Source organism: Thermoflexus sp., assembly GCF_042408815.1.
In the GTDB taxonomy this organism is placed as follows: domain Bacteria; phylum Chloroflexota; class Anaerolineae; order Thermoflexales; family Thermoflexaceae; genus Thermoflexus.
On the sequence record NZ_JBHOQR010000002.1, the window covers coordinates 332,926 to 355,396 of the forward strand.

Consider the following 22,471-nt stretch of genomic DNA (forward strand, 5'->3'; position numbering starts at 1 on the left):
ATAATCCCGCATGAGCCCTGGCCCTTCGACCTCAAGCAGGAGGAGAGGAGGCTCCCATGTCGAAAAGAACACAGATCCTGATGCTGATCCCGGTTGTCCTATCTTTGTTGCTGGCCGCCTGCGCGCAGCCGGCCGGACCAGCTCCCACCCAACCGGCCAAGAAAGCTTTTCGGGTCGGCCTGGTGACGGATGTTGGGAAGATCGATGACAAATCCTTCAACCAAGGCACCTGGGAAGGCGTCCAGAAAGCGGTGAAGGAGCTGGGCGTGGAGGCGAAATATATCGAGACCCAAGATCCCAACGACTATATGAAGAATATCGCCCAATTCGCCGACGCCGGCTTTGATGTGATCGTCACCGTTGGGTTCGCCCTCGGAGAGGCCACCCGCGAGTCAGCCAAGAAGTATCCCAACGTCAAATTCATCGGCGTGGATCAGTTCCAGGAGACTCCCATTCCGAATGTGGCCGGGTTGATCTTCGAGGAGGATAAGGCTGGTTTCATGGCCGGGGCCCTGGCCGCCATGATGAGCAAGACAGGCAAGATCGGCGCTGTGCTGGGCACGGACGCTGTGCCGCCCGTCTGGCGGTTCGGCGAAGGTTACCGAGCGGGCGCCAAGTATGCTCGCCCGAACGTCGAGGTGCTGGTGGTCTATCACAACGACGTTGGCCTAGATAAGACGTTCACCGACCCCGAATGGGGGAAGTCCACCGCCCTCTCCCTGGTGGATAAAGGCGTGGATGTGATCTTCGGGGCAGGCGGCAAGACCGGCAACGGCGCCCTGATCGCCTGCGCAGAGACCAAGAAGTGTCTGGCCATCGGTGTGGATGTCGATCAGTATTACACCGTCCCCGAAGCCAAGAGCGTCCTGCTCACCAGCGCGATGAAGGATCTCACCGAGGGGACCTTCAATCTGATCAAGGCGGCTTACGAAGGGAATTGGCAGGGCGGAAACGTTATCGGGCCAGTCCGCCTCGCACCCTTCCATGATCTCGAGAGCCAGGTGCCCCAGGAGGTCCGTCAGAAGCTGGCGGAGATCGAGAAAGGGCTGAAGGACGGCACGATCAAGACCAACGTTCCGCCGGCGAAGCCGCAGTGAGATGCGGGGCGATCCGTTGGGCCAGGGCATCATCGGGGCGGGAGATCCTTTCCCGCCCCGATTTTTATTCAGGCTTGTATCTTCTTCTCCCCGGATGGCAGCAGGCGCGCTTCCCTCAGGGCTTTGAGCCGGTATAATCTCTATGGGTGAGGGGGCGGTTGGCCTCTGGTGAGGCCCCCGGTCTTCAAAACCGGTGTCGGGTCGCGGGACGGCCCGGGGTGGGTTCGATTCCCATCCGCTCCCGTCTGGAGGAGTCGGGATGCTCCGCATCCCAGCCCTTCGGACCCCTACCCTGGAGGCTGAAGACCATGCGCGCCGTCCGCATTCACCAATTCGGTGGTCCCGAGGTCCTTCAGGTCGATGAAATCCCTACCCCTGCCCCCGGCCCTGGCCAAGTGCTGGTCCGATTGCGCGCCATTGGGGTGAATTTCATCGACACGTATCACCGAACCGGCCTTTACCGGATCTCCCTTCCCTTCATCCCCGGCCAGGAAGGAGCGGGCGAGGTGGTCGCGGTGGGCCCGGGGGTCACGGAGTTCCGGGAAGGCGATCGAGTCGCTTATGCCGGCGTCTCCGGATCCTATGCGGAATACATCGTTGTCCCTGCGGAACGCCTCGTGAAACTTCCCCCAGCCATGGATTTCCCTCAGGCCGCCGCCGTCCTTCTGCAGGGGATCACGGCCCAGTTCCTGACCCAGAGCACCTACCCCCTGAAACCGGGCGAGACCTGTCTCATCCACGCCGCCGCCGGCGGGGTGGGGACGCTGCTGGTTCAGATGGCCAAGCGCCGAGGCGCCCGGGTGATTGGCACCGTCTCCTCTCCCACCAAAGCCGAGATCGTCCGTTCCCTAGGCGCCGACGCAGTGATCATCTACACCGAACAGGATTTCGAAGCGGAGGTCAAACGCCTCACTGAGGGCCGCGGGGTTGATGTTGTTTACGATTCGGTGGGCAAAGACACCTTCGAGAAGAGCCTGAACTGTCTCCGACCACGGGGTTATATGGTGCTCTTCGGACAATCCAGCGGCCCTGTTCCCCCGATAGACCCGCAGATCCTGAACCAGAAAGGCTCGCTCTTCCTGACCCGGCCCTCTATGTGGCATTATCTGCTCACCCGCGAGGAGCTTCTCTGGCGGGCTGGAGAGGTGCTCGATCTGGTGGCCACAGGACAGTTGAAGGTCTTCATCGACTCCACGTTCCCGCTGGAACAGGCTGCAGACGCCCATCGCCGGCTGGTATCCCGCCAGACCGTGGGCAAGGTGCTCTTGATCCCATAGAACTTGCACGGCCGGTCACGAAGGGGGAAGACCGGGATCCTTCCTCCTTCTTCTTTCCCCTTCCCGGGCCCTTCGAGCCACGGAGATAAAGAATGCTCATCTTCACAGACCCTTCTGGCATCCACTGGTCCACTGGGATGGCCCTGGAAGCGACCGATGGCGCTACGTGGCCTCCTTCAGCATGGCGCATGATCGGGGGGTCTTCCACCGCCGGGCAGGATCTTCATGGGGCATTTCAGGAACAGCAGGAGATCCTTCAGGCGGACGGATGGGAAGCGGTGCGGATCGTGCGTCGTTACGCGGGGGCCACGGGTGTCCGAGTGCAGATCCGTCGAACGGAGAGGTCCCATGTCTTTATGCGCCGCTTGGTGATTTTAACCGGCGATCTCCAGGCTCCCCTCCCCCCTCCCCGCTGGCGGTTCTATCAGAACGGATTCCACTCCTGGAGCTTCAGCGGGACCACCCCCGCGGCCGCCTCAGACTTCGGTACGCGATGGGGACCTTTGGGTGCGCCGATGGCCTTTGATGTCGCCCTCCCCCCAGGACCTCGAGGGGTCCGCCGGAGCGATTTGGTGGCTGCCCTGATCATCGGCGAGCGCGTACTCATTCTCGGTCAAATCACCACGGCGGACCAGTTCGTAAAGATCGAGCTGGATCTGCGAGGCGCTCCCCGTCTCCGCGTTTACGCCGAGCTGGATGGGATCCCGATCGGCCCAGATGAGGAGATCGCCTCGGAGTGGATCTGGGTGGAATGGCGGGACGCCACGGACCCGGACCCGTTCGGGAGCTATGCGGAGGCGGTCGCCCGCGAGATGCGCCCCCGGGCGCGGGCGCAGGCGCCCTCCGGATGGTGCTCCTGGTATTTTTACTACACCGGCGTGCAGGCTCAAGATATTCTGGAGAATCTGAAGATGCTGATTGAGCATCGCAATCGACTTCCCGTAGATCTGATCCAGATCGACGATGGATTCCAGGCGGCGGTAGGGGATTGGACGCAGTTCAGCCCTCGCTTCTCGGAGGGAGTGGCTCCCCTGGCCCATGCGATCCAGGAGGCTGGCTTCACCCCGGGGCTGTGGCTGGCTCCCTTCCTCGCCTGGCCGGAGGCCCGGGTCACCCAGGAGCATCCGGACTGGTTGTTGCGGGATGCCCGTGGACGGCTGATCTCCGCCGGCTTCAACTGGTATCGCTGGCTTCGCGCTCTGGATCCCACCCATCCGGGCGTCGAGGAATGGCTCCGGGAGCTCATCCACACAGTGGTCCACCGGTGGGGGTTTCCCTATCTCAAGCTGGACTTCCTCTATGCGGCCGCACTGCCCGGGCGTCGCTATGATCCCAGAGCCACGCGGGCCCAGGCCCTCCGGCGGGGCCTGAAGGCCATCCGGGAGGCGGCCGGCGAGGAAGCCTTCCTGCTGGGATGCGGATGCCCCCTGGGCCCGGCCATCGGTCTGGTCGACGGCATGCGGATCGGTCCGGATGTCGCTCCCCACTGGGCGCCCCGGATGTTTGGCCTGAGCTTCCCTTTCCGCCACGAACGCAGCCTCCCCGCCGTTCGCAACGCTGTCCGCAACACCCTCACGCGGGCCTGGATGCATCGCCGCTGGTGGTGGAACGATCCCGATTGCCTGCTGTTGCGTTCGGAACCCACGCGCCTTTCTGAAGAGGAAGTCTGCCTGCTGATCACCGCCATCGCGATGAGCGGTGGGATGGTGATCGACAGCGATCCGGTCTTCAAACTGAAGGAGGATCGCCTGGCATGGTGGTCCGCCATGCTCCCCCCCCATGGACAGCGGCCGGAGGTGATCGATCTGCTGGAGCGGGAGCTCCCCCGCGTCCTTCTCCTGCGCCGGGAACTCGCCGGAGCGCCGGTGGTATGGATCGGCCTGCTGAATCCGGAAGATCGTCCGTGGCGGGCGGAGATCCCTCTCCAGGCTCTAGGGCTTCCGGAGGCTGTGTGGGGATTCGAATGCTGGTCCCGAAGGATGCAACGGCTGGATGGACAACTTTCCATGGTGTTGTCTCCGCACAGCGCGGCCCTCTGGACCCTGCGGCCCATCCGGCCGGGGTTCCAGTGGATCGGATCCACCCTCCGTCTGCCGCCGGGGGAAGAGATCATTGAGCTGGAGGAGGGAGAGGAAGGAGGATACTGGGAGCTCCTTCGGAGGCCATGGACAGAGGGAGAGATCTGGATCTACAGCCCAGCGTCGGATTTCGACCTGCGCTGGGAAGGACGGCCGATCATAGCGACCGCGGCAGGGCCCGGAGTGTATCGCGTGGCGGTCGCCTTTCAGGGCCGGGGGCGCCTGGAGGCGCGGAGGATTCGGCCGCATAATGGCATCTGATTCGGAGAACTTCTTCCTTCGTGAATCCGGAGAGCCCATCGATGCATTGGAACCGGCAGAGCCCATGGACGATTGTAGTGATGGAAGGAGATCAGACGGGGCAGGAGCTCCTGGAGGAAGCGCTGCGGGTGCTGGATCCCGGGGTCGTCCGCGTGCCCCTGCGGTTTCTCCGGTTCGACCTGAGCCTGGAAAACCGGCGGCGCACCCGCAACGGAGTAGTGATCGAAGCGGCGGAGGCCATGAAGGAGACGGGATTGGGCCTGAAGGCCGCCACCATCACGCCGGAGGATCCTTCCGATGTGGGCAGCCCCAATGCCCTCCTTCGGGAGCACATCGATGGGAAAGTGATCCTCCGGGTTGGCCGCCGCATCTCAGGGGTGCGGCCGATCGGCGGGGTGGTGGGGCCGGTGGCCATTGTGCGCATGGCGGTGGAGGACGCCTACAACGCGCAGGAATGGCGGGAAGGCGAAGGGCTGGAGGAGGTCGCCTATCGGCTGGATCGCATCACCCGGGGGACATGCCGGGCGGTGGCCGAGTTCGCCTTCTGGTACGCCCGGCGCATCGGAGCGAAGGTTTTCGGAGGGCCCAAGTGGACGGTGAGCCGGGTATATGAGGGAATGTTCAAGGAGGAGCTGGATGCGGCGGCCCGTCGCTACCCGGACGTGCGCTACGAGTCCCAGCTGATCGATGCCACACTGGCTCTGCTTTTCACCCGGGCAGCCGAGCCTCTCGTGATCCCATGCCTCAACCGCGACGGAGATCTACTCAGCGATCTGATCCTCCAGATGTTCGGCTCTATCGCAGGGAGCGAGTCGCTGCTGCTCTCCTTCGACGATCGCCTCCAGATCCGGGTCGTGATGGCGGAAGCCCCCCACGGCACCGCCCCCGCCCTTTACCGGAAGAACATCGCCAACCCGATGGCGATGATCCTGGCAGGAGCCGCCCTGCTTTCATTCATTGAAGACGAATCCGCCCAGCGGGCCAGCCGCGCCATCTATGAGGCGGTCTTCGAAAGCGTCTACGATGGAATCGCCACGGCAGATCTGGGCGGATCGGCGACCACCACCGAGTTCACGGATGAGGTGATCCGTCGGGTGACCCGCAAGCTGGAGGTCTGGGAAGCGCTACGGCTCACCGGCAGTCCCGGCATCGGCGCACGGGAGACGGGATAGAGCCCCTCCCCTGATCGCTCATGGCGCCGGTTTCACGATGATCCGCCCGCGCATGCGCGAATGGATCGCGCAGAAATATTCATAGGTTCCTGGCTGCTGAAACGTGAAGCGGAACGAATCCCCCGGGCGCAACCGACCCGAATCGAAAACCCCGCTGGGGTAATCCGGCGTCCCGCTGGTCACCGTATGCGAGGCGGACTCCTCCTGGTTGATCCATTCCACGGTAGTCCCCACCGCGACTTCCAGCTCCGCCGGCCGAAAGGCGAAGTTCTTGAGGATGACCTGCGGAGGGCCGCTGACCGGGGTGGGCGAGACGGTCGGCCTCGGAGCCGGCGTCGGAGGCAGGGAGGTCGGGGTGGAAGGTGCCGCCGGCGCCGCACAGGCCGTGATCCCCAGAAACAGGAGCACTCGGGAGAACCATAACGGGCGCAGCATCTTGAGCCTCCTTTCCCTGCGAGGGATGTCAACCCTAAAAATGATACGCAAAGGGAAAGGAACCGGATCGATGCCGCCATCTCCCGCCCGATTGCAGTCCGATGCCTAGCCCGTATACAATCCGCTCGGGTTTCGGTCCCGACGCTGGAACCTCTTAACGACTCCCTTGCCGGAGGCCTGTGGATGCCGACCTTGCTGCTGCGCAATGCAGAGGTGCTGGTCACCATGGATGATGCACGGCGCCGCATCCCCGACGGCGGCCTCTTCGCTCGAGATGGCGTGATCGAACAGGTGGGCCCCACCCATACGCTTCCCCCCGACGCAGATCTCATCGTCGACGCTCGCGGGATGGTGGTGATCCCGGGCCTGGTGAACACCCATCATCACCTCTACCAGACCCTCACTCGGGTGATCGCTCAGAACGCGAAATTGTTCGACTGGCTGCGTACCCTCTATCCCATTTGGGCACGCATGGATGCGGAGGCGGTTTATATCAGCTCCATGGTGGGGATGGCTGAGCTCCTCCACTCCGGATGTACCACCACCAGCGATCACCTGTATCTCTTCCCGAACGGCGCGCGGCTCGACGATGAGATCCGGGCCGCCCAGGAGATCGGAATCCGGTTTCACGCCACCCGCGGTGCCATGTCCTTGGGCGAATCGAAAGGCGGCCTCCCGCCGGATGCGGTGGTGGAGGAAGAGGAGGCCATCCTGAAGGACATGCAGCGGGTTATCGAAGCCTATCATGATCCCCGGCCCTATGCGATGTGCCGCGTGGCCCTGGCCCCATGTTCCCCCTTCTCCGTTACCCCCAACCTCATGCGGGAGGCGGCGGCGATGGCCCGCCAGTATGGCGTGATGCTCCACACCCATCTGGCAGAGACCCGGGACGAGGAGAAATACTGCCTGGCGCGTTTCGGCAAGCGGCCGGTGGCTTATGCCATGGAGCTGGGCTGGGAGGGCCCCCATGTCTGGTTCGCACACGTGGTGCACGTCCGCGCCGAGGAAATCGCCTCCCTCGCCCAGGCAGGCGCCGGCGTTGCCCATTGCCCCAGCTCCAATATGCGCCTGGCCTCCGGCATCGCTCCGATCCGCGCCATGCTGGACCGCGGGGTGAAGGTGGGGCTTGGGGTGGACGGCAGCGCCAGCAATGATGCTTCCCATATGCTGGCGGAGGCGCGACAGGCCATGCTCCTCCAACGGGTTGCCCTGGAACGGCCCGATGCCCTCACGGCGGAGGAAGCCCTCTGGCTGGCCACCCGAGGCGGCGCAGCGGTCCTGGGGCGAGACGACATCGGGCAGCTATCCCCCGGGAAAGCCGCGGATTTCGCCGGATGGCGGCTGGATCGCTTGGATTACGCGGGCGCCCTCCATGATCCAGTGGCTGCCCTGGTGTTCTGCCAGCCCCGCCCAGCGGACCTCGTGGTGGTCCATGGGAAGGTGATCATTGAGGATGGCGCGCTGCTGCCGGTGGAAGAGGGGCGTCTCATCGAGCGGCACAATCAGATCGCACGGCGTATCGTGCGAGGAGAATAAGGGAACGTATAGAGAGTGCCCGGGCTGCGGGGGCCCCTTCGATACCCCTCGCAGCCCGGGAAAGGATCGTTCGCCTTCCCCCCGACCAGAGAGCCGTAGCGGGAGGAGCCAGAGCTCCCCCAGGTTCTGGCCCATCCATGTCCTAAATGCCTCAGGACAAGGCCTTCACTCTTCTTCCTCTTCCTCCTTCTTCCCACGGCCGATGACTTCCACCTCAGGGGTTTCAGCCGGCAGCGCTGCCTCTTCCAGAGCTTCCGCGGCCGGCGCCGTCACCAGGGCGATCAGCTCGTTCGGATCGCTCACCACCGTGATCCCAGGCGGCACCTGGAGATCTCGCACATAGATCGCCGCATCCCCACGATCCAGGCGGCTCAGATCCACCGTGATGGCCTCGATGAGATCCTTCGGGAGACATTCGATCTCCACATGGGTGAGCCCATGCACCAGAATGCCCTCCCCGCGTTCCACCACGGGGGAAGCCCCCACAAACACCACGGGGACTTCCACGCGGATCTTCTCCGTCATCTCCACCGCCTGGAAATCGACATGAAGGACCTCCCGATGGATCGGCTCCCGCTGCACCTCCCGGATCAGGGCCAGGTGGGTCTCGCCATCCACGTGGAGGGTGATCAGATGGGCGCCACCGCGAGCCTGGGCCAGGACCCGCTGAAGCTCCTTGCCTTCAACTTGAATGGGCATCGGCTGGATATGCCGGCCGTAAAGCACCGCCGGGATCCACCCCTGGCGGCGAAGGGTTTTCACCTGCTTTCCTGTTACTGTCCTCAGCCTCGCGTTTAACACCAGCTCCGCCATCGTTCCACCTCTCGCGATCTGAAATCGATGGAGACAAGATCCCTTCCACCTTCTTGCTTCTCTGCGCGGCCCACCGCGTTGCAGGAGGAAGAGAACCTCGAGGGCCAGCCGCGCCACTTCCGACCATCCCCAGCCTCCCAAAGCCCCTTGCTGAGGATCAGCGCTGCAATCGCCGGATCCACCAGCTTAAAAGCATACCCAGGATCACCCCGATCAGCAACCCGACCCAGGAGGTCAGGATCCCCATCGGTTTCCCCTCTATGGTGTGAGCCAGGATGAAACCCGCTCGTCCTCCCTCCATTCGGACGATCCGTGCCCACACCACCCCCACTTGGCTTTCCCTCAGCGTCGCCTCCCGGGAGGAGGCCAGGCCGACCGCACTCCGCCAGAGATCCGCATGCACACCGCGAGCGATCCCAAACGCGGAGCGCTGAGCCTGGATCCGATTGGCCGCCAGATGGGAGACCGCCGTGCCTGCACAAATCGCCTCGTTCGCGATCAAGGATTCCAGGCGGACGCCCGCGAGCTGAACCGCCCGGGCCTCGCTGGCTTCTTCCATTCGATGCTCGGATGGCATCCCGGACTACCCCCGAAACTCGAAGTGCGCGGAGGTCAATACATGCCCCGCAAGGAGACCTTGGAAGGACGCTGGGTTCTGGGCGACTTCCCAGAGCTTGCTTAATTATAAAAGCCCGTCAAGGACATTCCGAGCTGAGGTTTGGACATCCATTTTCTCCTCGGGGTGAGCCCTGCGTTAGAATAGCGGAGCAGCAGCCCGGAGCTGCCGCAGGGATATTCGAGGCTCCAGGAGGCCATCCGTGTCCGCCCGTGGCCCTCAGGATGTGCAGGCGTTTCTGGAACAACATCTTCCCGGAACCCTGGTGCGGATTCTGGATCAAAGCACCGCGACCGCAGTAGAAGCGGCAGCGGCGGTGGGATGCCCACTGGGGGCAATCGTCAAGTCGTTGCTGTTCATCGCGGGGGAAGATCCCCGACTGGTGCTGGTGGCCGGGGATCGAAAGGCCGATCAGCGTCTCCTGGCCGCCCTGTGGGGGATCTCCCGCAAACGCATTCGGATTGCGGACTCGGAGACCGTGTTGCGGGTGACCGGCTATGAGGTCGGCGGGGTGCCTCCCGTCGCCCATGCAATGCCCCTAAAGGTCTGGATCGATGCCTCGCTCGCCCGTTATGAAACCCTCTGGGCGGCAGCGGGCGCCCGCAACGCCCTGTTCCCCATCTCTTTTCAGGATCTGGTGCGCATCACCGGCGGCCGGGTGGCCGAATTCACCGTGGAAGCAACGCCGGGAGAGGAGGCCCGGAAACCGGAGAACTCCTGACCGGTATCCTCTTCCCCCACCTCTCCGTCGCGCGGAGAGGGAGCAGGAGGAACGCCCCGTTGGCAGATCGATCGCGCGGAGGGATCCCGACCGATGCGGATTCTGGCCATTGAAACGTCGTGCGATGAAACGGCGGCCGCAGTGGTGGAAGACGGCCGTATCCTGCTCAGCCACGTGGTGGCTTCTCAGGCCGCCTTTCACGCGAAATACGGCGGCATTTTCCCGGAGATCGCCGCCCGCATGCATGTGGAGGCGATCGTGCCGGTAACCCGGGAGGCCATGGCCCAGGCCGGCCGCTCATGGGAGGATATCGATGCGATCGCGGTGACCTACGGGCCAGGATTGCCGGGTTCCCTGGTCGTGGGGGTGAGTTTCGCCAAGGCCCTGGCCTTCGCCCGCCATAAGCCCCTGATCGCCGTCCATCACCTGGAAGGCCATCTCTACGCCCATCGCCTTCGGGTGGAAGGAAACCCCACCGAAGATCTCCCCCTTCCCTTCCTGGCGCTCATCGTCTCCGGGGGCCACACGGAGCTGATCTGGGTGCGAGATCTTCTGGATCACCGTCGGGTGGGCTGGACCATCGATGACGCTGCCGGGGAGGCCTTCGATAAAGTGGCGCGCCTCCTGGGCCTGGGATTCCCGGGCGGGCCCGCTATCGAGCGCATGGCCCAGCAAGGCGATCCACAGGCATTTCCCCTTCCGGCGCTCCCCCGGGTGGATCATCCCCTCTGGTTCAGCTTCAGCGGCCTGAAAACCGCGATCCTCCGGATCGTGGAGCGGTTCGGAGGGCAACCGCTTCCGGTGGCGGATCTGGCCGCCTCTTTCCAAGCAGCCGTTATCGAGCAGCTGGTCGTGAAAACCTTGGAGGCCCTGCGCCATTATGAAGCCCGGGCCATCCTGATCTCCGGTGGTGTCTCCGCCAACCGTCGGCTCCGGGAGGAGATGGCCTGCCGCGCCCCGGTTCCGGTTTACGCCCCACCTCCTTGGCTCTGCACCGACAACGCGGCGATGATCGGCGCGGCAGCGGCGCTGCATGCCCGGGCCGGTCACTTTGCATCCCTGGATCTCGATGTGGATCCAGATGCCAAAATCGGTTAGGAGGAGGGATCCGTTCGTTCCGTCTGCGACCTCGCGCGATCATCGCTACAAGCAGGCGGTTTTCTCCACCGCCTTTCGCGCCGGTTCCCGTCGGCCCGTGGGAGCAACCCGCCAACGACCGCTAAGAAGCTTCCGCCCCGACTTATCGCTCAGGCGGCTCCTACCGGTAGGAGAAGGGGCGTGGACCTCAACTTTGCCCCGTCGCACAGGCCCCGGGAGTTTTATAATAACCTCATAGGAATTACGCAGCGGACTTCCTCTTGAGGATTTCGAGGTGGAATGGCCACCCAAGGCGGATGTCCCGGCCTGGGGAATCCCTCAGGAACGGCATGGCCGATCCCTCCGGGGGGACTCCGCCGGGGAAGGGATCGGATTCTGAATGGGATAAGGAGACGATGGCTCCGCTGGTGGTGCTGATCGACGGGCATTCCCTGGCCTACCGGGCCTATTACGCGCTGCTCCGTCAGGGGCTTCAGACCCGCCAGGGGGAACCCACGTATGCAGTCTATGGCTTCACATCGATGCTCCTGAAGGTCTGGCGGGAGCACCGCCCGGATTATATGGCGGTAGCCTTCGACGTCGGACGGACGTTCCGCCACGAGGCCTTCGGAGAATACAAGGCGACCCGGGCGGAGCGCCCTTCGGATTTCGACACCCAGATGGCCCGGATCCATCAGATCATCGATGCGTTCGCGATCCCGAAATTGACCGCCGAGGGCTACGAAGCGGATGATGTGATCGGCACCGTGGCGCACCAGGCCCTCCAGCGCGGCATGGAGGTCCTGATCGTCACTGGCGATACCGACGCTTTCCAGCTGATCCGGCCGGGCATTCGGGTGCTCACCTCGCGCCGCCATTTCGACGACATCGTGATCTATGATGTGGAAGCGATCCGCGAGCGCTACGGCCTGGAGCCCCACCAGCTGGTGGATCTCAAGGCCCTCACGGGCGATCCGAGCGACAACATCCCCGGGGTGCGGGGGATCGGGGAGCGGACGGCCACAGAGCTGCTAAAGCGCTACGGTTCGCTGGAGAACATCTACGCGCATCTGGAGGAGATCCAGCCGGAGCGGATTCGCCGCCTGTTGGAAGCGGGGCGGGAGCAGGCGTTCCTGAGCCAGCAGCTGGTCCGGATCCGCGTGGATGTCCCCATCACGGTGGATTGGGAGGCCTGTCGGGTCGGGCGATACGATCGGGAGGCGGTGCTGGCTCTCTTCCATGAGCTGGAGTTCCGGAGCCTGATGAACCGGCTCCCCAACGGGGCGGCCTCTCCGGGAGCCACATCGGCCGCTGAGGAGGCATCGTGGCCAGCCAGCCAGCCCACCCTCTTCCCGGAGCCCATGGGGCAGGCGGTGATCCAGCCCCTCGCAGTGCCTCCGCTGCGGATCGAACATCTCCCCTGCCCGACCGCGGCAACGGTGGTCACGGATGAGAGGGGGCTGGCCGCGCTCCGGGAGGCGCTGGAACGGGCGCCCCGCTTCGCTTTCGACGTGGAGACCGACGCCTTATCGCCGATGTCCGCCGGCCTGGTTGGGCTCTCCTTCGCTGTGGAGGAAGGCCGTGGCTATTACGTCCCGGTGGGCCATCGGGATGGATCCCCCCAGCTGCCCCTCCCCCGCGTCCTGGAGGCCCTGGGGCCTGTGCTGCGGAATCCGGGGCGGCCGAAAGTCGGCCATCACGCTAAGTTCGACATGCTGGTCCTCGCCCGCCATGGAGTAGAAGTCGAGGGCCTGGCCTTTGACACAATGGTCGCCGAGTGGGTGCTGAACCCGGCCGCCTACGGCCTCAATCTCAAACATCTGGCATGGCTCCGGCTCGGCGTGGAGATGACCACCATCGAGCAGCTGATCGGGAAGGGAAAGGGCCAGCGCTCCTTCGCGGATGTGCCGGTCTCCGCGGCGGCTCCTTACGCCGCCGCCGATGCGGATCTCACCCTGCGCATCGCGCGGGTTCAGGAAGAGGAGCTGCGCCGGCAGGGATTGTGGAGCCTCTTCACGGAGATCGAGATCCCCCTCATCCCCGTCTTGGTTCGGATGGAGCAGACAGGCATCCTGATCGACGTTCCCCTCTTGCAGCAGATGTCAAAGGAGTTCGAGCGGCGGATCCAGATTTTGGCCCAGGAGATCTACCGCTGGGTGGGTTATGCGTTCAATCTGGATTCCCCCCGTCAGCTCTCGGACGCCCTGTTCGGGAAGCTCCAGCTGCCGACCGTCAACGTCCCGCGGACCGGGACGGGAATGTATTCGACCTCGAGCGAGGTGCTGGAGAGCCTGCGGGGCGCCCATCCGGTGATCGATCTCATCCTGGAATACCGGCAGCTGGCCAAGTTGAAGAGCACCTATGTGGATGCCCTGCCACGGATGATCCATCCGGCCACCGGCCGTATCCATCCCCTCTATCATCAGACCGGGACGGTGACGGGGCGGATCTCGGCGAGCGATCCCAACATCCAGAACATCCCCATTCGCACCGAGTTGGGCAAGCAGATCCGTCGAGCCTTTATCGCCCCGCCCGGTTCGGTCCTCCTGTCGGCCGATTACTCCCAGATCGAGTTGCGCATCCTAGCGCACATCACGAAAGATCCCGGGCTGATCGCGGCCTTCCAGGCGGGGGAGGACATCCACCGGGCCACGGCGGCGAAGGCCTTCGGGATCCCCATCGAGCGGGTCACCGATGAGCAGCGGAACTTCGCCAAGCGGATCAACTACGGGTTGATCTACGGGATGAGCGCCCATGGCCTGGCCCAGCAGCTGGGGATCTCCCGGCGGGAGGCGGAGCGGTTCATCCAGCAATATTTCGCCGCCTTCCCGCGGGTGAAGGCCTATATCGCAGCGATCAAAGAACAAGCGGCCCGGAAGGGATATGTGGAGACCCTGCTGGGGCGCCGTCGGTATTTCCCCGAGCTGATGCCGGCGGCCCCCGGGCAGCCGCCACGCCGGCTTCCGGAAGCGATCCGCCGCAAAGCGGAGCGGGAAGCCATCAACGCCCCCATCCAGGGCAGCGCGGCGGACATCATCAAGGTGGCGATGATCCGGATCGATCGGGCCCTCCGGGCGCAGGGGCTGCGCGCCCGGATGATCATGCAGGTCCACGACGAGCTGGTCTTCGAGATGCCGGAGGAGGAGGTGGAGGCGGTGCGCGCGCTGGTGGAAGATCACATGCGCCACGCCTATCCCCTGGCCGTGCCTCTGGAAGTGGAGATCCATATCGGGCCCCACTGGTCTTGATGGAACAGGGGTGAGCCGTTGTCCTGCAACCGAATAAAATAAAGAAGAGGTTCACGAACCAGGAAGCCCACGATAAGCGCAAGCTCTTGCGGTTCCCCCAGGGCAGGCCACTGCCGGTGGCCCTCACAGATCCCGCCGTTCGAACTGATAGGTGGCCAGAGCGAGCAGGAAGACGACGTAAACGAGGGCGTAAAGGATCATCCGGTCGCTGGGGATGGTGGCGGCGGTGAAAGGGTTTGGGCCCATGAGCCGAGCGAGGGGGCTCTGGAGTTCATACGCCGCCCGCCGCCAGAGGGCCTCGGCGGGCATGAGCAGCGAGGCCAGGATCCCCAGATCCACCACCGTGGCCTGCCCGACGAGGCTTCCCACCTGTTCCGCCCATCCCCCAATAAAGGCGACCCCATACAGGCCCAGTCCCAGCGCCCCGGTCGCCAGGGTCGAGAACCGGGTCCCGGCCCACAGGGAAAGGGAAAGGGGGATCATGGCTTCCAGCCCCAGCAGGATAAGCCCCCGAGCCCAGCCCCGGGGCGCCCATTCGGTGATCCAGGCCGTGATCCCGATCACCCCTCCCACCAGCCAGAGGACATACAGCAGCAGCCACAGCGCGTGCCCCAATCCTTTCCCAAACAGGATCTGCCAGCGGGCGATCGGTCGAGCGGCCACCGCCTGAATGACCCCGGAAGCGATCTCCCCCGCGATGGTATCGGCGGTTCCGACCACTGCCGCCATTACGATCAGGAAGTTCGCCACATATAGGGCCGCCAGCATGAAGAAACTGACGATCTCCTCCCGCATCCGGGGGTCCGGAGGGCCGAAGCGGACGAGCTCGCGGTGGACCAAAAACAGCGATAGGCCGAAGAGGGCCAGGAAGGCGGCGCCCAGCCCGAAGGCGGCCAGCACCAGCCGCCGCCGCAACGCTTCCCGAAAGGTGAGCGCCCCGATCCATCGAATCGGGGATAGGGCTTCAGCGATCCCAAGATAAAGGGCGCTCATTCTCCCCCTCCGCTTCGAGCAGCCGGATCATCGCAATGGTCGCTTCTCGGGCATCCCCGGCCGGCGAGGATAGGCAGGGGGCGTCGGTGCGATTTTCTCGAAGACCAGGAGGGCGCGTCGGGAGAGATGCGGCGGCCACGCCAGATCCCGCCGTTCCCGGAGCCGCCCGCCCAGCCGCTCCAGCGCCCCCCGGGCGACCTCGATCTCTTCTTCGATCTCCGCCCCCTTCATCGCCACCGCTGTTCCTCCGACCCGAACAAGCGGGAGCAGATATTCCAGAAGAACCGGAAGATCGGCTACGGCCCGGGCGATGGCATAGTCATAGCGCTCCCGATGCGTCAGATCCTGTCCGACTTCCTCGGCCCGCCGGGCCAGGATCCTCACCCCTTCCAACCTGAGGGCGTGAGCCACTGCCTCCAGAAAGCGGGCCTTCTTCCCCACGGATTCGATCAAGGAGACCTCGAGGGCGGGCCAGGCGAGCTTCAGAACCAGGCCGGGGAACCCAGCGCCGGTCCCTACATCTGCCAGCCGGCGCGTGGGCCACTGCCCGGGCGCGGGCGGCCATCCCGGCTCCCGGAGGACGGTCAGGGCAGTCAGGGAGTCGACGAAATGGCGAGCAGCCATGGCCCCGGGCTCCATGATGGTCGTGAGGTTGATCCGCTCGTTCCACTCCCGCACCATGCGGGCATAGCGGACCATGGCCTCCTGCGCCAGCTCTGGAAGGTCCCATCCCAGCCAGGCGAGGCCTTCTCGCAAGACCTGCCGGAAGACCTGCTCGAATTCCTCCATGGCCTTCACGATCCCACCGCCCCAGCCCGAAGCCACGCTTGGCGGATCCCTTCGAGGAGCTGGTCATCCTGATGGGGGAGCACCGTGCGCAGATCGAACCATACCGCCTCTTCCTGAACCCGGGCGATGATGGGGGGATCGGCCCGGCGCAGGGCGGCCATCATCCCTTCGGGATCCGCCGGCCGCAGCATGAGGGCGACGCTGGGCAGGGTCTCGCCGGGGAGGCTGCCGCCGCCGATCGTCGAGCGGGTGGGCCGCGCTTCCGCCAGTATCCCATCGGCGCGCAGGCGCGCCGTTAGATCCTGTGCCCGCGCTTCCAGCTCGGCCAGGGGGGCCGTGATCATCCGCCAGACCGGGATCTCCTGCGTCGCCTCCCCTTTGAGGTAATGAACGAGGGTAGCACTCAGCGCGGCCAGCGTGAGCTTATCGGGCCGCAGGGCCCGCATCAGCGGATGCCGCCGCATCCGCGTGAGAAGCTCCAGTTTCCCCACAATGATCCCGGCCTGGGGGCCGCCAAGGAGCTTGTCCCCGCTGAAGCAAACCACCGCCGCGCCGGCCTCTATGCTTTCCTGCACCATGGGCTCGTGGGCCAGGCCGAAGGCCGCCGTGTCCAGCAATGCGCCGCTTCCCAGATCGTCCATCACCGGGACGCCGTAGCGGGCTCCCAGGGCGACCAGCTCGGCCAAGGGGACTTCGGAGACAAATCCGATCATGCGAAAGTTGCTGGGATGCGCGCGGAGGATCAGGGCGATATCTTCGCCCCGCGAGAGGGGCTCTTCGTAATCCCGGAGATGGGTTCGATTGGTGGTGCCCACCTCGATCAGACGCGCCCCGCTCTGGGCCATCACCTCAGGGATCCGGAAGCCTCCGCCGATTTCGATGAGCTGGCCGCGAGAGATCAGCACGCCCCGTCCCCGGGCCAGGGCGGTGAGGGCAAGCAACACCGCAGCGGCATTGTTGTTGACTACCAGGGCGGCCTCCGCCCCGGTCAGCCGGCGCAGCAGATCCTCCACGGCCGCCTGCCGCTCCCCCCGCTCGCCGATCTCGAGATCGAATTCCAGATCGCAGTAAGCGGCCGCGGCGCGGATGGCTTCGAGGGCGGCACGGGAAAGCGGCGCGCGGCCCAGATTCGTGTGCAGGATCACGCCGGTGGCATTGATGACAGGGCGGGGGCGAGGGGTATGCCAGCGGACCAGCCGGGCAGCGGCCTGCTCCAGCAGCGCCGCCTCCGAAGGTGACGGCTCGCCCTGTTGAACCCGCGCCCGAGCGTCCATCAGGACCTCCCGCAGCGCTTCGACCACCGCGTCGTGGCCGAAAGCCGACAGGAGCGACGCCGCGCCCTCGGCCCGCAACAGGCGATCCACACTCGGCAACCCTCGACGCGGATCCATCGACGCCTCATCCAGACGCTTCGCCTCGCCAGGGATTCTATCATCAGTTTAAAAGCCCCGCCTGCGTTGGCGAATTCGTTTTCTCCCATTTATAATGAGATGGGAATGGAGGAGCCATACAGTGGACCTCCTCGCTGTGGGCGGGGGGGTATCTTCTGTATCCCGTCCGATTTCCGAGCGCAGGAACGCTCTCTGGAAGGATTTCGTCATGGAGGCTTCAAGGAGGTTCGAATTCCCATCCCTGCTTCAAACGCCGGTGTTGGTGCTGAACGCCAACTTCGAGCCTCTGAATGTCTGTTCTCTTCGTCGGGCGATCGCCCTCGTGCTCGATGGGAAAGCGGAGATCCTAGAGAACGGCCGGGGCGAAGTGCGCACCCCTTCCCGAGTTTTCCCCTGTCCTTCGGTGATCCGTCTGCGCTATGTGGTGCGGCGGCCGCCCCGCCGACTGCGTCTGACCAAGCGTGAAATCCTGAGGCGGGATCAGTATACCTGTCAATATTGTGGGCGTTCCTCCCCTCACTTAACGGTGGATCACGTGATCCCGCGCCATCGGGGCGGGAAGCATACCTGGGAGAATCTGGTGGCGGCCTGTCCGGCGTGTAATCGCCGCAAGGGAAACCGCACGCCGGCCGAAGCCCATATGACGCTGTTGCGCCAGCCCTTCGAGCCGATTCCCACCATCCGTTATCTTTTCGGTGCCTACCTGCGGGAATATTCCGAGTGGCGGCAATATCTGGAGGGATGGTGAGGAGGAGCGAAATGCCGTTCCAGGAGTTCGGGCGCTGGTTCATTCTGATCGGGCTGTTCTTCCTGGCCTTCGGCCTGCTGTTCATGCTGATGGGCCGGGTGCCGGGCCTCGGCCGCCTGCCCGGGGATATCCTGATCCAAAAGGGGAATTTTGTGTTCTTCTTCCCACTGGCCACTTCGATTCTGCTCAGCTTGCTGCTCACCCTGGTGCTGAACTTGGTGTTCCGGCTCTGGCGGTAACGGGGAAAGGGCTCACGGGAGGTTCCGGGCGAAAGGGCGTGCGGCGTTGCAGGAATATGGAGGGCAGCCGCTTTGGATGCTTCGCTACAGGGCCGGTGGAATTTCAGGCAGGATGGGAGAAGGGCCATGGGCAGCGGTGGTGCCAATCCCGGGGATGGAGGCTGTCATGGAGGCGTTCCGAATCGAGCGGGATTCCTTAGGGGAAGTGCGAGTCCCGGCCTATGCCCTCTGGGGAGCTCAGACGCAGCGGGCGATCGAGAACTTCCCGATCAGCGGGATCCGGTTCCCCCGGGATTTCCTCCGGGCCCTGGGCCTGATCAAGTATTGCGCCGCGAAGGTCAACCGGGATCTAGGCCTTCTGGATGAGCGGCGCGCGAACGCGATCATGCAGGCGGCCCGGGAGGTGATCGAAGGGAAACTGGATGATCACTTCCCGCTGGATATCTTCCAGACTGGGTCGGGCACCTCAACGAACATGAACGCAAACGAGGTGATCGCCAACCGGGCCATCCAGATCCTGGGCGGCGCGATCGGCTCCAGGGAGATCCATCCCAACGACCATGTGAACCTGGGCCAGTCCTCCAACGATGTAATCCCGGCGGCCATCCATATCTCCGCCTATCTGGCAGTGCACGAGCGTCTGCTCCCGGCCCTGCGTCATCTCCACGAAGTGCTCCTCGACAAGGCCCGCGAGTTCGACGATATCGTGAAGACCGGACGCACCCACCTGATGGATGCCATGCCGGTGCGCCTGGGCCAGGAGTTTTCCGGCTATGCCAGCCAGATTGAACATGGGATCCGCCGAATCGAGTCGGCGCTGCCGCATCTAACGGAGCTGGCCCTGGGAGGGACGGCGGTGGGCACCGGGATCAATACCCACCCGGAGTTCGGCCGACGGATCGCGGCGGCCTTAAGCGAGGAGACCGGGTTGCCCTTCCGGGAGGCGGAGAATCACTTCGAAGCCCAGGCAGCCCAGGACGCGGCGGTGGAGCTGAGCGGCCAGCTGAAGACCGTGGCCGTCTCGCTGTATAAGATCGCCAACGATCTGCGCTGGATGAACTCCGGCCCGCAGGCCGGCCTGGCGGAGATCCGGCTTCCCGCTTTGCAGCCCGGGTCCTCCATTATGCCGGGCAAGATCAACCCGGTGATCCCTGAGGCGGTGATGATGGTCTGCATGCAGGTGATAGGCAACGACGTGGTGATCAACATGGCCGGCGCCTCGGGAAGCTTCGAGCTGAACGTCGCACTGCCGGTGATCGCCCATAACCTCCTCCAGTCCATCCATATCCTGGCGAGCGCAGCGACCGTCCTGGCCGATAAGTGTGTCTGCGGCATCGTTCCCAACCGCGAGCACATGGAGACGCTGGTCCACAAGAACGCGATCCTAGCCACCGCCCTCACACCTTACATCGGCTATGACCGGGCCGCGGAGGTGGTGAAGAAGGCCATGGCCGAGAACCGGACCATCCGCGAGGTGGTCCTGGAGATGGGCCTTCTGCCCGCGGAGAAACTGGATGAGGTCCTGGATGTGCGGAAAATGACGGAAGGCGGCTTCGTGGCCGGGATGTCCGGGGGTGGATAGCGCTTGGATAGGGGAAAGCTTTCGCGGATGATGCCGGAGGGCCTCCTCCTTTCCACCCCGGCGAGCATGAGCGGACATCCAGATCGGAAAGGGGGAAAGAGGGCCAGCGTTCTGGATTGGGGGCTGTCGAAGGCGGCCCCCAATCCTGTTCCATGCCCCACGGCCCGAGGGGCCGTGGGGAGGGGAAGTGGTCGCTTGCCTTCCCGATCAGTGTTCCATCGTGGGGATCTTGTCCTCAGGAGGAAGCTCATCGATGGGGGAGCGTGGTTTACGAGTGATCCGGGAATTCCAGAGCTATTACGATGATCTGAATGGCGTGCGGCGGGCAATCGTCCGTCGGATCCCTGTCGCCCCCGGCCAGCGATGGTTAGACATCGGAACGGGGGACGGATGGTTCGCGCTGGAGATAGAGCGGGTGCTGTCCCCACGGGTGGTGATCGGGATCGACCTGGCAAGGTGTGAGGTCGAGCTGGCCCGTCAGCATGCGTGGGATTCCCACTCCCGGCTCAGCGCCTTTGTCCAGATGGACGCATATCGTCTGGGGTTTCCAAGCGAAACCTTCGATGGCGTAGGGACCTTCCTGGCTCTCCAGGATATCTGTCTGGATCTGCTGAGCATGCGCCGCTTGTTTGGGGAGATCAACCGGGTGCTGCGGCCGGGCGGATGGTTTGCCCTGGCAACCACCACGCCGGAGGATGCGGAGACCCCCTCTCAGAAGCTGGCCCTGGAGATCTATCAATACATCCGGGCTGGCTTTTTCACCAAGGCGGAGATCCAGGAAGCCCTGGAGCGCGTGGGGTTTGAGGTGGAGCATCTGGAATTTTATCCCACAGGGGTGAATCTGGAGCCGGAGGAGGCGAAGGCGTTCATCCAGTTTGAATGCGACTGGTTGGAACGGGCCTATGGATGGCGCAACAAGCCCGACTGGCAGGCGGTTTGGGCCCGTTTTGAGCCGCGCATCCGGGCACTGGGGGGGCTGGAAGTGGATGCCAAGGTGACCTTCTTCCTGGCCCGTAAAGTGCGGATGGTGAATCCGGTTCCTGAGCGCCTTATGGAGCTCTCCCGGGAGGTCCGTGCGTGAAGAGCGGTTCCGTTCCTGTGCGCCGGGTGGCGATGATCAGCGTTCATACATGCCCTCTGGCCACCCTGGGGGGCAAAGACACGGGGGGGATGAACGTTTACGTCCGCGAATTGACTCGGGAGCTGACCCGCCGGGGCATCGCGGTGGACGTCTTCACCCGATCCCAGAATCCTCATCTCCCCCATATCGTTCATGAGTTGGGGCCCGGAGGACGCGTGATCCATGTTCCGGCCGGCCCCGAAGCTCCGATCGACAAGCATCAGATCCTCCCCTATCTGCCGGAATTCATTGAATGGGTTCGGCGTTTCGCAGAGCGAGAGGGCCTGGTCTACGATGTGATCCACAGCCATTACTGGCTCTCGGGCCTGGGGGCGCTGGCCCTGCGACCGATATGGCGGGCCCCCGTGATCCAGATGTTTCACACGCTGGGGAAGATGAAGAACCGGGTCGCCCGGCGAGCGGAGGAGCAGGAACCTTCCGCGCGCCTGGAGGCCGAGAGGCGGCTGGTTCGCGAGGCGGATCACCTGGTGGCGGCCACACCGCTGGAGAAAGCCCAGCTCTCGTGGCTATACGGCGCCACTCCTTCCCATATCACGGTCATCCCTCCGGGGGTGGACGTTCAGCGGTTCCGCCCCATCCCCAAGATGGAGGCCCGACGGATCCTGGGATTCCCCCCGGAGCGGCGTTATGTGTTGTTCGTCGGACGGATCGAGCCTCTGAAAGGCCTGGAAACCTTGATGCGGGCGGTCGCCATCCTGGCTCAGGATTGCCCAACTTGGACCCGGGATTTTGCGGTGGTGGTAATCGGAGGCGATCCAGATACGACGGTGGATGCGGAGATGCAACGCCTGCAGCAGCTCCGGGAGGAGCTGGGGATCACGGATCTGATCGCCTTTCTGGGGGCCAAAGCTCAGGAGACGCTCCCCTACTACTATAACGCTGCCGATGTGGTGGTCATGCCCTCAGATTACGAATCCTTCGGGCTGGTGGCGCTGGAAGCCATGGCCTGTGGCACGCCAGTCATCGCTTCCGATGTGGGAGGGCTACTGTATCTGGTCCGCGATGGGGAGACCGGCCTGCGGGTGCCCCGACGACAGCCGATCGCTCTCGCACGGGCACTGGATCGGCTCCTGCGGGATGAAACGCTGCGGCAACGGTTGGGGGAGAACGCCCGCCGCTGGGCGCAGGGGTTCGCCTGGCCGATCATTACGGATCGCGTTCTGAATCTCTACGATGAAGTCCTGAAAGCTTATCGGAGCCGCGTCAGGCATCTGGTCTGTTATGGACGCTGGAGCGCGAGGTTGTGAAAATGCTTGA

19 protein-coding genes and 1 tRNA gene are annotated in these 22,471 nt (G+C 64.3%); 14 read left to right on the top strand and 6 right to left on the bottom strand.

Translation table 11 applies throughout. The annotated features are described in order from the left end of the window. Positions 1 to 56: 56 nt before the first annotated feature. The 5 genes from ACFMO3_RS01645 (at position 57) to ACFMO3_RS01665 (ending at position 5,885) form a co-directional block, all read left to right on the top strand. Positions 57 to 1,097, top strand: coding sequence for a BMP family protein (locus ACFMO3_RS01645; RefSeq protein WP_376788685.1), 1,041 nt, complete (start codon positions 57 to 59; stop codon positions 1,095 to 1,097). A gap of 150 nt (positions 1,098 to 1,247) precedes the next feature. Next, a tRNA-Sec gene (locus ACFMO3_RS01650) sits at positions 1,248 to 1,341 on the top strand. Positions 1,342 to 1,405: 64 nt separating this feature from the next. After that, on the top strand, positions 1,406 to 2,374 hold the full coding sequence (locus ACFMO3_RS01655) for a quinone oxidoreductase (protein ID WP_376788686.1): 969 nt from the start codon (positions 1,406 to 1,408) through the stop codon (positions 2,372 to 2,374). 92 nt (positions 2,375 to 2,466) lie between these two features. Next, positions 2,467 to 4,713: a glycoside hydrolase family 36 protein gene (locus ACFMO3_RS01660; RefSeq protein ID WP_376788687.1), complete on the top strand. Its 2,247-nt coding sequence runs from the start codon at positions 2,467 to 2,469 to the stop codon at positions 4,711 to 4,713. Between the two features lie 41 nt (positions 4,714 to 4,754). Continuing rightward, complete coding sequence (locus tag ACFMO3_RS01665; RefSeq protein WP_376788688.1) at positions 4,755 to 5,885, top strand: isocitrate/isopropylmalate family dehydrogenase; 1,131 nt, start codon at positions 4,755 to 4,757, stop codon at positions 5,883 to 5,885. Between the two features lie 18 nt (positions 5,886 to 5,903). Here the strand turns inward: ACFMO3_RS01665 and ACFMO3_RS01670 are convergent, their stop codons facing one another. Continuing rightward, complete coding sequence (locus ACFMO3_RS01670) at positions 5,904 to 6,320, bottom strand: plastocyanin/azurin family copper-binding protein (protein WP_376788689.1); 417 nt, start codon at positions 6,318 to 6,320, stop codon at positions 5,904 to 5,906. A 183-nt stretch (positions 6,321 to 6,503) separates the two neighbouring features. Between ACFMO3_RS01670 and ACFMO3_RS01675 the strand changes: the two genes are divergently transcribed. Then, positions 6,504 to 7,856 (top strand): 8-oxoguanine deaminase, encoded by a 1,353-nt coding sequence (locus ACFMO3_RS01675; protein ID WP_376788690.1) that lies wholly within the window; start codon positions 6,504 to 6,506, stop codon positions 7,854 to 7,856. Positions 7,857 to 8,021: 165 nt separating this feature from the next. On the opposite strand, the gene ACFMO3_RS01680 is transcribed toward ACFMO3_RS01675, so the two are convergent. Together ACFMO3_RS01680 and ACFMO3_RS01685 are read right to left on the bottom strand one after the other, a co-directional pair. After that, complete coding sequence (locus tag ACFMO3_RS01680; RefSeq protein ID WP_376788691.1) at positions 8,022 to 8,669, bottom strand: 50S ribosomal protein L25; 648 nt, start codon at positions 8,667 to 8,669, stop codon at positions 8,022 to 8,024. 157 nt (positions 8,670 to 8,826) lie between these two features. Beyond that, positions 8,827 to 9,246 carry a hypothetical protein gene (locus ACFMO3_RS01685; RefSeq protein ID WP_376788692.1) on the bottom strand — a complete coding sequence of 140 codons (420 nt, stop codon included), beginning with the start codon at positions 9,244 to 9,246 and terminating at the stop codon, positions 8,827 to 8,829. A gap of 241 nt (positions 9,247 to 9,487) precedes the next feature. Between ACFMO3_RS01685 and ACFMO3_RS01690 the strand changes: the two genes are divergently transcribed. The 3 genes from ACFMO3_RS01690 to polA all read left to right on the top strand — a co-directional run bounded on the left by ACFMO3_RS01690 (position 9,488) and on the right by polA (position 14,331). After that, positions 9,488 to 10,006 carry a YbaK/EbsC family protein gene (locus ACFMO3_RS01690; protein ID WP_376788693.1) on the top strand — a complete coding sequence of 173 codons (519 nt, stop codon included), beginning with the start codon at positions 9,488 to 9,490 and terminating at the stop codon, positions 10,004 to 10,006. A 93-nt stretch (positions 10,007 to 10,099) separates the two neighbouring features. Further along, positions 10,100 to 11,104 carry a tRNA (adenosine(37)-N6)-threonylcarbamoyltransferase complex transferase subunit TsaD gene (tsaD, locus tag ACFMO3_RS01695; protein ID WP_376788694.1) on the top strand — a complete coding sequence of 335 codons (1,005 nt, stop codon included), beginning with the start codon at positions 10,100 to 10,102 and terminating at the stop codon, positions 11,102 to 11,104. 395 nt (positions 11,105 to 11,499) lie between these two features. Continuing rightward, complete coding sequence (gene polA / locus ACFMO3_RS01700) at positions 11,500 to 14,331, top strand: DNA polymerase I (RefSeq protein WP_376788695.1); 2,832 nt, start codon at positions 11,500 to 11,502, stop codon at positions 14,329 to 14,331. 123 nt (positions 14,332 to 14,454) lie between these two features. Here the strand turns inward: polA and ACFMO3_RS01705 are convergent, their stop codons facing one another. Genes ACFMO3_RS01705 through selA form a run of 3 tightly spaced genes read right to left on the bottom strand, consistent with a single transcriptional unit; the run spans position 14,455 to position 17,504 of the window. Further along, a complete protein-coding gene (locus ACFMO3_RS01705) occupies positions 14,455 to 15,324 on the bottom strand; it encodes an ABC transporter permease (RefSeq protein WP_376788696.1) in 870 nt (289 codons plus the stop codon). A gap of 27 nt (positions 15,325 to 15,351) precedes the next feature. Further along, a complete protein-coding gene (rsmG, locus tag ACFMO3_RS01710; RefSeq protein WP_376788697.1) occupies positions 15,352 to 16,149 on the bottom strand; it encodes a 16S rRNA (guanine(527)-N(7))-methyltransferase RsmG in 798 nt (265 codons plus the stop codon). Then, positions 16,119 to 17,504, bottom strand: coding sequence for an L-seryl-tRNA(Sec) selenium transferase (gene selA, locus ACFMO3_RS01715; protein WP_376788698.1), 1,386 nt, complete (start codon positions 17,502 to 17,504; stop codon positions 16,119 to 16,121). The genes rsmG and selA overlap by 31 nt, the downstream gene beginning before the upstream one ends. A gap of 208 nt (positions 17,505 to 17,712) precedes the next feature. Here selA and ACFMO3_RS01720 point away from each other — a divergent pair, with 208 nt between their 5' ends. From ACFMO3_RS01720 to ACFMO3_RS01740, 5 genes are all read left to right on the top strand, one after another. Then, positions 17,713 to 18,252, top strand: coding sequence for an HNH endonuclease (locus tag ACFMO3_RS01720; protein ID WP_376788699.1), 540 nt, complete (start codon positions 17,713 to 17,715; stop codon positions 18,250 to 18,252). An 11-nt stretch (positions 18,253 to 18,263) separates the two neighbouring features. Next, on the top strand, positions 18,264 to 18,491 hold the full coding sequence (locus ACFMO3_RS01725; RefSeq protein ID WP_322799898.1) for a DUF2905 domain-containing protein: 228 nt from the start codon (positions 18,264 to 18,266) through the stop codon (positions 18,489 to 18,491). Between the two features lie 166 nt (positions 18,492 to 18,657). Continuing rightward, complete coding sequence (locus tag ACFMO3_RS01730; protein WP_376788700.1) at positions 18,658 to 20,073, top strand: class II fumarate hydratase; 1,416 nt, start codon at positions 18,658 to 18,660, stop codon at positions 20,071 to 20,073. A 253-nt stretch (positions 20,074 to 20,326) separates the two neighbouring features. Then, complete coding sequence (locus tag ACFMO3_RS01735) at positions 20,327 to 21,154, top strand: class I SAM-dependent methyltransferase (RefSeq protein WP_376788701.1); 828 nt, start codon at positions 20,327 to 20,329, stop codon at positions 21,152 to 21,154. Next, positions 21,151 to 22,461, top strand: a complete 1,311-nt coding sequence (locus ACFMO3_RS01740) for a glycosyltransferase (RefSeq protein WP_376788702.1) — start codon at positions 21,151 to 21,153, stop codon at positions 22,459 to 22,461. Before ACFMO3_RS01735 ends, ACFMO3_RS01740 begins: the two co-directional genes overlap by 4 nt. The last annotated feature ends 10 nt before the right edge of the window (positions 22,462 to 22,471 follow it).